The following is a 9,326-nucleotide window of genomic DNA, read 5'->3' as shown; positions in this document are numbered from 1 at the left end:
GCGGTCAGAGGCCGTCGAGCACGTGTCGGAGGTTCCACCACGCCCAGTCCCAGTCGTGCGCCTCGGCGTACGCGCGGGATGCGGCGCCACGTCGAGCACGCTCGGCATGGTCGTCGATGAGCCGACGGAGCGCGCCGGCCAAAGCCACCGGATCGTTCGGGGGGACGAGGATCCCGGCGTCGCCGACCACGTCGGGCAGACCGCCGACGCGGGACGCGACCACCGGGAGGCCGCTCGCCATGCCCTCGCCAGCGGTGAGGCCGCTCGGCTCGGCCCACGTCGACGGCACGACGAGCACCTTCGCCGAGCGCAGCAATGCGGGAAGTCGCTCCCGATCGACGAACGCCTCGAATCGGACCGTCGCCCCGGACTCGTCGGCGAGGCGTCGGAGCTTCTCCTCGTAGGGTGAGAGCGGCGCATCGCGCGCGAATCCCCGGCTTCCCACGATCACCACCTCGACGGCGCCCGGCGGGAGCAGGCCCGCAGCGCGGACGAGCACGTCAGGCCCCTTCTCGGGAATCACCCGACCGACGAACATCGCGCGGAAGGGCTCGACGGGATTTCCCTCGCGCCCACGCGACGTCACGCCAGGCTGGAACCGATCGGTGTCGATGCCGTTCCTGACGACGTGCACGCGCGCCGAGAGGTGCGGCGGAAGCGCGGCCTGGGTCGTCTCCGCGAGCTCGTCTCCGACGCACACGATCGCGGCGGCCGGTCCGAGCATCCGGCTCGCTTCGGCGCGGGAGTACGTGCGGAGCAGGTCGTTGTGCGCGTACAGCACGACCCGGTGCTCGCTGTCCCGCAGCATCCACGGGATCACGGGCGCATTGTGCGCCAATACGAACGATTGGGGCCGCTCGCGAACCGCATCCACGAGCGGGGCGTAGAACCGCTCGACGCCTCGCCGCGCCAGTCCGACGCGCCCCCGGGCGAGGTCCAGCACCCGATCGCGCCCCGTCAACCACGTCGTGCGGTCGTATTCGATGAGCTCGGCGCTGTCGTACCGCGGGTGCATCGTCGAACGGTCGACAAGCACCGCGTGCCGCGCCGCTCCCGCGTCGCGGACCGCCGCGCTTGCGAGCGCGTGCACGACCGTGGGAATCGCGGATCCGGTGCGAGGGGAGAAGTGGTCGCCGGGCGTGATGGCGTGGACGATGCCGATCACAGCATCACGTCGCGAATAGACGCGTCGTGATGCTCACAGGCGCACGAAAGCCCGGCAGGACCTGAGGCCTGCCGGGCTTCACGTGATGAGCTCAGTTGACGATGATCAGCGCGAGGAGGCAGGCCTTCTGCGCAGTCGTGAACCCGGAGCAGCTCGCTCCCTGGGTGGGCGGCACCGCGGGCACCGCCTCGCTCACAGACTCCGACCCACCGGGGCCGCCCGAGATCTCGTAAGTGAGGACCAGCGTGCCGTTCGAACTGCTCGCCGCGTTCTGGGTGACGATCGCGATGTTCGGGAAGGTGGAGTTCGCCGGTACGTTGAACGATGTCGTGGTCGCCTGGCAGGTGTCGAGGTTGACCACGGCGACCCCACCGAGGTCTTCTCCGTTCAGCGAGGCGGACGTGATGCTCACCGTGATCGGAACGTTGAACGTGTTCTGGATGCTTGCCACGAACGCGTAGCCCTTATACGTGGACGCGGAGTTGCCAGGCAGCTTGCATCCCTCGCCGGTCAGCGTGATGATGCCGGGCGATGCGGCGTACGCCGGCGTCGCGACGGCGAGCGCCACGACCGGGACGGACCACGCCGCTGCCTTGGCGACGGTGCGTCGGCTGACGCCGGGACGCTGTTCTTCGAGGTCGCTCATGACAGACCCTCCTATGCTGTGTGGGTGAAGCTCGTGCTGTGTGTGAAGATCTCGGATTTCGGGTTTCCCAGCACACTCTAAGGGTTTCGGGCCCCCGCCGTCGAGTCCCATAACACCCGCGTTCGGGGGGGGGTTCGTAACAATCCCTCAGCTCCGAACGAGCAGGCTCGCATCCTCCAGGCTCCGAAGTGCTTGGGAGATCACCTGGTCGACGTCCACGTCGGCGGGTGGTGCCGGGAGGTCCATCCGCGCGGCCGCGTTCAGTTCGTCTTCGGTGAGGCCGTCGGCCGCGAGCCAGAGGGCGGGCCCCACCCCGGCGAGCACCGTGAGCCGCCCCGCCGCGAGCACGACGAGCGAGTCGTCGACGATCCTCGCGTCGGCGAAGGTCCCCCGCCAGTACGCCCCGGCGCGCGCGTCGGCGTTGGGAGTCGGGGCCGCCTCGAGCACCTTCCCGTCGCAGTCGCAGCCGCGCTGCGACCGGTCTGCGACATCCATCACCACCGGAGCGTTCTCCTCGACGGACGCCAGCAGGTCGTCGATCATGCCCGGGATCGTCGACGCCTCGGAATACACGATCCGTCGCACACCGCCGGTCGAGCGGATCGTGTCGATCAGCGTTTCGAGCGGCCGATCGAGTGCGGAGAGGAAGCTCGACTGGGCGACGAGCTCCGGAAGCGCGTCGATCATCGGCACCGACTCGACGAACGGCTGCGCGACCTCGGGTCGCCGGTCGAGCAGGACGAGGGCGGCGAGTTCGAGCTCGGCGTCCGGCAGCCCCTTCAGATCGAAGCCGGATGCGGGCTCGGTCGCCTTCACTCCCGACTTCGTCCCGATGGACAACGGCTTGCGGTACGGGATCACCGAGCCGTCCGCGCGCACTGCGAGCGTCTCATCGGTGACATAGCCGAAGGCGCGGCCGAGTTCCCGGGCCGCCGTGGTCTTCCCCCGCCCGGAGGGTCCGACGAACCCGATCACGCGGCCGTCGTCGAGTGCCACCGCGGCCGCGTGCAGCATGAGCGCCTCGCCCCGCAGCCCTCCGATCGCCTCCAGCGTGACCTGCGAGGTGATCCGCTGCGCGAGCGCCTCCGGCGAGTTGGCACTGACCGTCAGGGTGCGGTCGACCGGGTCCGAATCGGCACGGACACCGGCGCGGAGCACGCGATCCGGCTCGCCGGTTCCGTCGTGGGCGAGGTCGGCCCAGTGCGTTGTGATGGCCGCCCGCTCGGCGCTGCTCAACGAATCGTCCAGCTCGATGCGGACGTGGCTCGACAGGGCGCGCACGTCGATGGCGGTTGACATGGTCGGAAGCCTACCCGCCCTTCCCGCGTCCACGGCGCGACGTCGCATCGTGCGACGGCGGGATCACACATCGCCCGAGACGAGCAGGCCGAGGGTCACGAGTTCCGCGACGAAGCGCTCGACGTCCTCACGGATCTCGTCGGGCTCGGCACCCGTCGAGGCCGCGACCCGGTCGACGATCGTCGCCGCCGGCCCGTCGCACGCCTCCGCCCAGATGACCCTTGCCACGCCGTCGAACACGACGATCGGGCCGGAGGGGAGCAGGGCCGCATAGCGGACGTCGTCCTGGACGAGCTGCGCCGTCGCCGGGGACGGCCGGAAGGCCGGCGTCATCGAGCCGTCCCCTGACGTCGCAGGCGCGCACGCCCGGCGCGCACGGCCTCTCGCGCCGCCACGATCGGTCGGCGCACGAACTCGACGACGATCTCCCGTCTCGACGGGCGCCGTCCGAGACGGTGCGCGAGGTGATCGACGTTCACGAGGGGCGCCCGGGCCACGAGCCGCAGTCGGTTCCGTAGGTCGGGCGCCGCTCGGATCCGAGCCCACCACTCGAGGGACCGCGGACCGCCCTGCGAGACGACCTTCCAGAGCAGGTACTCGCGACGTCCGCGATAGCGCTCCAGGTCGCCCGTCGCCGCCGCGAACGCGACCTCGGCGCGCAGCCGGGAGACCAGTTCCTCCATCGCGGCGCGCTGCGCGGCATCCGCCTCGTCCCACACGACCGGCAGGTCGCGCCGACCACCGCTCGGCGAGCGAGCCGCGTTCAGCACCAGCAGCACGCGCTGCCCGGTGACGCTCGGCACCGAGCAGGAGACGCCCGCGATCTCGAGGCGGCCCCGATCGCCCCAGAGCACGTCGAAGGCCGCTGTCGACTCCACTCCGATCCCGGGGAAGTACCGGTGGACGTCGACGTACCCCCAGTCGGGATGGAGGTAGGTCTGCGCGTGTCCGAACGGCGAACCGTTCACGAACGTGCTGTAGAGGGACCAGCCGGCCCGTCGCAGCGCGCCGTCGATCGCCGGAACCTGGTCGGGGCGCACCATGACGTCGACGTCGGTGCCGAAGTGGCCCGCCCGCAACGTCGGGTCCACGGCGGCACCCTTGATGTGCAGGAGGTCGGCGCCGACCGAGTCGGCCACGTGCTGGACGGCCGCATGCCCGAACTGGAGGCGCACCTGCATGGGCACGCTGACTCGCGACTCGTCCACGCTCCTCCGTCCTCCTCGATCAGCGTAGCGAGGGCGGAGACGCGGACGGCTCGTCTGCGCCGCAGGTCGACCCTGCGCCCCCAGTCCGTCCACTCGCCATCAGGACCTCTAGATTGTTCACATCGCCCGCCGCACCGGCGGCGAGGACGCTCCAGTCGGAGGGACCCGCCCGAAATGACGCCCGCCGCCCCGCGACTCACGATCGCGACGATCGCCACGGGAGCCCCCATGGGGGCCCAGGCGTACCAGGAACAGGTCGCGGGCCGCGCGGCATCCGCCCTCGGAGTCGTCGACGATCGGGAGTGGCGGTATCGGAGGCTGGTGTTCCGGTCGATGCGGTCCGAGCTCGGTGGCAATCGGCGGCTCCCGCTCGGCCATGTCGCACGAGCGTCGGTCGGACAACGTCGTGCGCTCGGCCGTGGGATGTACGCGGGCGACGCCGTCTCGCACCGCATGAACCTCGAGCTGCCGCCGTCGCCGCACGGCGACGTGATCACGATCCACGACGTTGTCGCATGGCGGTTCCCTGACGAGTCCGCGCCGGTGCGCGCGGCGATCGAGGAGGCGCGACGGGCCGCCGCCGTGATCTGCGTCTCGGAGTTCAGCGCACGCGAGGCCGTCGAACTGCTCGGCGTGCGCGATCCGCACGTCGTGCACAACGGCGTCGATCCGAGGTTCTTCGACACGGCCCCGCTCGATGCCGCAGCCCGCCGGGCCCACGGGCTGCCCGAGCGCTACGTGCTGCATGCGGGCGGAGCGACGCGCCGCAAGAACCTCGAGGCCCTCGCCGAGGCGTGGCCGCTCGTGCATCGCGAGCGGCCGGAGCTCGAGCTCGTCCTGGCCGGTCCGCCGCATCCGAAGCGGACGGCGCTCTTCGACGGCATGCCGGGCACCCGACTGGTCGGTCGCCTGCCCGATGCGATCATGCCGGGACTCGTCGCGAGCGCCGAGGCCGTCGTCGTGCCCTCGCTCTACGAGGGCTTCGGCCTTCCCGCGCTCGAGGCGATGGCCGCAAACGTGCCCGTCGTCGCCGCGGCGACGAGCTCCCTTCCCGAGGTCGTCGGCGACGCCGGACTCCTCGTCGAGCCCACCGGCGCCGCGATCGCTGCCGGGCTGCTGGAGGTCACCGGCGCAGTCGACCTCACCACGCTCGTGGCCGCGGCGCGCGCCCGCGCGAGCGAGTTCACCTGGGAGCGATGCGCCGAGGCGCACGCACGGGTGTGGTCGTCGCTGGTCTGAGCGGGCGCCGCTACTCGCGCCCGGCGAGCACGCCGAACGCACCACCGGGGAACCGCGGGAGGTCGGGCAGCACGTCCGTCAGCCGACCGATCGCGCGCTCGAGGTCGTCGCAGGCGCGCTCGACCTCGGACCGCGGTGCCGTCGACGCACCTTCGAGCATGCCCGCAAGCCCACGCTCCGCATCGAACGCGGTGAATCGAGTCGCACCGGGGGTCATGACCGATTCGTAGTCGTCGAACTTGAAGCGACCGCCGCCGAGCGGAGGCTCGAGCATCGTCCAGGTCGCCGGAATGCCGTACGCGTCGGCCGTCACGAGACCGTGCAACGACGTGGTGATCACGGCCTCGGCCGCCGCGATCTCGCGTACGACGCGCGTGGCCGGCTGGTGCACGTTCACGACGTGGACGCGGAGGCCCGCGGTATCCGCCATCGACATGAACGGTTCGTGCGACCGGTGATGCCCGTGCGGCACGAGCGCGACATCCCACCGCGCCTTCGGCCGCCGCGCCCGGCGCGACACCAGGATCCCGGGATCGCCGAGGGCGACATCCGCGGGCGCTCCGATCAAGTCGCGGGTGAGGTGGCCGCGCACCGCGAGCACCGCCGCGTTCGGCAGCGGGTGCGGCTTCCCGTACATGAGGCCGCTACCCCAGATCGCACCGTCGAAGCTCTCCGGGAGGAACTCGAGGATGCTGCCGACGCCCGAGAGGCGCGCCTTCGCGGCCACCCGGTGCACCGGCGCGACACCGTACTCCGGAAGCAGCCACGGCGTCAGGTCGTCGCCGAAGTTCGGGTGACCGTCCCACCAGGTGGCGGGGACGACGACGCCGTCGCGCCACATCGCCGGGCGCGTGGAGGCGGCGACCAGCCGGCGCACCTGTCGCACGCGGCGTCGCCGCGGAGTCGAGTAGGTCATGCGGTCTCCGCCGCTTGCCGATCGCGGGCGTCATCACCGTCGAGGATGCGGTCGTAGTCCGCGAGGTACGCCTCGGCGACACGCCGCCATGTGAACTCGGTGACGCGGCGCCGCCCCGCGTCCACCAGGCGAGCCCGGAGCTCGGGGTCGTCGACGACGCGGCGGATCGTCGATCGCAGCGCGTCGATGTCGAGCGGATCGACGAGCAGCCCGTCGACGCCGTCCGCGACGAAACCGGGCGCACCACCGCGATTCGTCATCACCAGCGCGGCTCCGGACCGCCACGCCTCGAGCGCGACGATGCCGAACGCCTCCGTCCGACTCGGCACGACGATCGCCAACGCTCCGGCCATCGCGTCGGCGACGGCCAACGGGCCCAGTCGGCCGGCGAGCACGACGCGGCCTTCCAGCCCGAGTTCGCGGACGAGCGTCTCGAGGCCGGCCTGTTCCGGCCCGTCGCCGACGATGACGAGACGGATGTCCCTGCCGACCGCGGAATCGCTCCTGACGTCAGCGGCAGCGCTGTCGTCGCGCCGGAGCCCCGACATCGCCTCGACGAGCAGGTCGAACCCCTTGGTCCGGCCGAGCCGGCCGACCGCGAGGACGTACTCGCCCTTGAACGGGCTCCGGCGAGCGTCGCCGACCAGGTCGAGATCGACGCCGTTCGGCACGACCTCACCACCGACGAGTCCGAAACGGGCGCGGAGGTCGTCGAGGACGAATCCGGACGGCGCCGTGACCGCCGGGGCCGCGGCGAGCGCTCGTCGAAGCGCGGCTCGAAGCAGTGCCGAGCGATCGTAGACCGCGCTGTCGTCGGCGATCGTCTCGCCGTGCGAGGTGACCATCAGCGGAAGACGGTACCGGTGGTGGAGGGCGAGCGCATAGACGCCGTTCGGTCCGAAGCAGTGGACGTGCAGCAGATCCGGTCGGAATGCCGCGCGCGCGTCGGCCCAGCGCCGCCAGGCACCGGGGGAAGCGCGCGCGAACCACGCGACGCCGCCCGGGGACCCCGAGGGCAGTGGCGTCGGGAGGTAGCGCACGGTCACGCCATCGAGCTCGCGCGTCACCGGACCGGTTCCGCGGTCGACGCTCCACACCTCGACCGCGCAGCCCTGATCGATCAACTCACGAGCGACCTGGCGCACGTGCTCCTCGACTCCGCCGAGGTGCGGGGCGTACGAGGAAGTGGCGAGCGCGACGCGCCGCCTCGACGCCGGCCGGGCGCGGCGGGGCGATCCCGATCCGCCCACGCGTCAGCCGCGCTGGTCGGTCGGCGGTTCGGTGACGAAGTCGTCCGACGCGTCAGCCGTCTGCGTCGAAGGCGTGCGCGAGGACTTCGACACGGGAGCCTTGCGAGAGGCCTTCGAGGCGGCGGCCTTGTGCGAGGACTTCGGGGCCTCCGACTGGTCGTCGGCGGATGACGCCTCACCGGGCTTGGACGTGTAGTCGTGCCGGTACTCGTACGAATAGGTCGCGGCATCCGCACCCCGGAGCGGCGCCTTGTTCAGCACGATGCCGAGAGGACGTCCACGCGCCTTCCGCAGCGTGTCCAGCGCCTTGTCGAGGAGGTCGTACGTCGTCTTGCCGAGGGTCGTGACGATGAGCGCACCGTCGGCCTGGTGAGTCAGGACCGCGCCATCCGTCACGGGCAGGAGTGGCGGCGCGTCGATGATCACCGTCGCGTGCTTGGTGAGGTCGGCGAGCAGCGTGTGCATCCGCTCGGAGCCGAGCACCTCGCTCGGGTTCGGCGGAACACTGCCCGCCGTGAGCACGAGGAGGTTGTTCGACTTCTCCGTGCGCTGGAGCACCTCGGAGAGGGCCGCACGACCGGCGAGGACGTCGCTCAACCCCGCGCCGCCGGGAAGTCCCATGGTCTTCGCGACCATCGATCGGCGCAGGTCGCCGTCGACGAGGACGACCGTGGTGCCCGCCGCGGCCAGGGTGAGCGCCAGGTTGCAGGCGATGGTCGACTTGCCGTCACCCGGCAGTGGGCTCGTGACGACGATCGTCTTCGGCGGATGGTCGACGTCCATGAACTGCAGGTTGGTGCGCAGCGCACGAAGCGCCTCGGAGACCGCGAAGGTGCCGTTCCTGCCCGTGCTGTTCGCGGCCGACGCGTCGACGAGCCGGTTCTTCTCGTCCATGCTCGGGACGAAGGGGATCGTGCCGACGACCGCCACGCCGGTCTTCTGCTCGGTGTCCTCCGCATTGCGGATGCGGCGGTCCGCTGCCGTTCGGAGCATGGCGAAGGCGATGCCGAAGCCGAAGCCGAGCACGCCGCCGACGATCAGCGCGGTCTGCACGTCGGGGAAGGCCGGCTGCGATGGGACCGAAGCCGTTTCGCGCGAGATGATCTCGACCGGAGCCTCACCGCTCTCGCTACTCTCGGCTTCGACACCCTCGACCACCGTGGCCAACGATCGGAGCCACGCCTCCGCGAGCTCCTTGGCTTCGGTCGGGGTGGAGGCCTCGGCGGCCGCGTTGAGGATCACCGTGCTACTGGGATTCGTCACCTCGACCCGCTGGACCAGCTGCTCTGGTGTCGTGTCGAGGCCGAGTTCGTCGATCACGCCGTCGGCGACGTCCGTCCAGCCGGCCATCACCAGGTACGACGGCACGCGCGACCGTGCGACGTTGTCACCGAGGGACATGCTGCCGACGTCGGTGCCCTGCCCGGTGGACTGCACCAGCCCGCTCGCAGATGCGACGTAGACCGGCGTCTGCAGCAGCGTCCAGCCGTACCCGGCCCCCAGGCCGACCGCCGTCATCAAGAAGATCGCGAGCCAGTGTCGACGCAGTCCCCGGAGGTAGTCGCGCAGTTCCAAGTGGACACCTCCCTGTGATGCCGCTGAC

9 protein-coding genes are annotated in these 9,326 nt (G+C 71.1%); 1 reads left to right on the top strand and 8 read right to left on the bottom strand.

The genetic code is table 11. The features are described 5' to 3' along the window. Positions 1–4 precede the first annotated feature (4 nt). The 5 genes from ABME02_RS06365 to ABME02_RS06345 all read right to left on the bottom strand — a co-directional run bounded on the left by ABME02_RS06365 (position 5) and on the right by ABME02_RS06345 (position 4,318). Positions 5–1,165, bottom strand: coding sequence for a glycosyltransferase family 4 protein (locus ABME02_RS06365; RefSeq protein ID WP_353814435.1), 1,161 nt, complete (start codon positions 1,163–1,165; stop codon positions 5–7). A 91-nt stretch (positions 1,166–1,256) separates the two neighbouring features. Beyond that, positions 1,257–1,811 carry a hypothetical protein gene (locus tag ABME02_RS06360; protein ID WP_353814434.1) on the bottom strand — a complete coding sequence of 185 codons (555 nt, stop codon included), beginning with the start codon at positions 1,809–1,811 and terminating at the stop codon, positions 1,257–1,259. A 147-nt stretch (positions 1,812–1,958) separates the two neighbouring features. After that, positions 1,959–3,110: a P-loop NTPase family protein gene (locus ABME02_RS06355; protein ID WP_353814433.1), complete on the bottom strand. Its 1,152-nt coding sequence runs from the start codon at positions 3,108–3,110 to the stop codon at positions 1,959–1,961. Between the two features lie 63 nt (positions 3,111–3,173). Continuing rightward, positions 3,174–3,443, bottom strand: a complete 270-nt coding sequence (locus ABME02_RS06350) for a PqqD family protein (protein WP_353814432.1) — start codon at positions 3,441–3,443, stop codon at positions 3,174–3,176. After that, entirely contained in the window at positions 3,440–4,318 is an 879-nt protein-coding gene (locus tag ABME02_RS06345) for a hypothetical protein (RefSeq protein ID WP_353814431.1), read from the bottom strand. Before ABME02_RS06345 ends, ABME02_RS06350 begins: the two co-directional genes overlap by 4 nt. A gap of 174 nt (positions 4,319–4,492) precedes the next feature. On the opposite strand from ABME02_RS06345, the gene ABME02_RS06340 reads away from it, so the two are divergent. Continuing rightward, complete coding sequence (locus ABME02_RS06340) at positions 4,493–5,557, top strand: glycosyltransferase family 4 protein (protein ID WP_353814430.1); 1,065 nt, start codon at positions 4,493–4,495, stop codon at positions 5,555–5,557. Positions 5,558–5,567: 10 nt separating this feature from the next. On the opposite strand, the gene ABME02_RS06335 is transcribed toward ABME02_RS06340, so the two are convergent. From ABME02_RS06335 to ABME02_RS06325, 3 genes are read right to left on the bottom strand one after another with little or no spacing between them, the layout of a single operon-like run. Continuing rightward, positions 5,568–6,473 (bottom strand): polysaccharide pyruvyl transferase family protein, encoded by a 906-nt coding sequence (locus tag ABME02_RS06335; RefSeq protein WP_353814429.1) that lies wholly within the window; start codon positions 6,471–6,473, stop codon positions 5,568–5,570. Beyond that, positions 6,470–7,723, bottom strand: coding sequence for a glycosyltransferase family 4 protein (locus ABME02_RS06330; protein ID WP_353814428.1), 1,254 nt, complete (start codon positions 7,721–7,723; stop codon positions 6,470–6,472). Before ABME02_RS06330 ends, ABME02_RS06335 begins: the two co-directional genes overlap by 4 nt. A 3-nt stretch (positions 7,724–7,726) precedes the next feature. Next, on the bottom strand, positions 7,727–9,298 hold the full coding sequence (locus tag ABME02_RS06325) for a tyrosine-protein kinase domain-containing protein (RefSeq protein WP_353814427.1): 1,572 nt from the start codon (positions 9,296–9,298) through the stop codon (positions 7,727–7,729). Between the last annotated feature and the right edge of the window lie 28 nt (positions 9,299–9,326).

This window comes from Agromyces zhanjiangensis, assembly GCF_040496055.1.
Lineage (GTDB): Bacteria > Actinomycetota > Actinomycetes > Actinomycetales > Microbacteriaceae > Agromyces > Agromyces zhanjiangensis.
This window is presented reverse-complemented; position numbering and strand designations above follow the sequence as displayed.

What these genes read in the sequence shown, in the direction of transcription:
- ABME02_RS06335 (WP_353814429.1), bottom strand. Translation starts at nt 6,473, where the DNA reads ATGACCTACTCGACTCCGCGGCGACGCCGCGTGCGACAGGTGCGCCGG.
- ABME02_RS06340 (WP_353814430.1), top strand. Translation starts at nt 4,493, where the DNA reads ATGACGCCCGCCGCCCCGCGACTCACGATCGCGACGATCGCCACGGGA.
- ABME02_RS06360 (WP_353814434.1), bottom strand. Translation starts at nt 1,811, where the DNA reads ATGAGCGACCTCGAAGAACAGCGTCCCGGCGTCAGCCGACGCACCGTC.
- ABME02_RS06350 (WP_353814432.1), bottom strand. Translation starts at nt 3,443, where the DNA reads ATGACGCCGGCCTTCCGGCCGTCCCCGGCGACGGCGCAGCTCGTCCAG.
- ABME02_RS06355 (WP_353814433.1), bottom strand. Translation starts at nt 3,110, where the DNA reads ATGTCAACCGCCATCGACGTGCGCGCCCTGTCGAGCCACGTCCGCATC.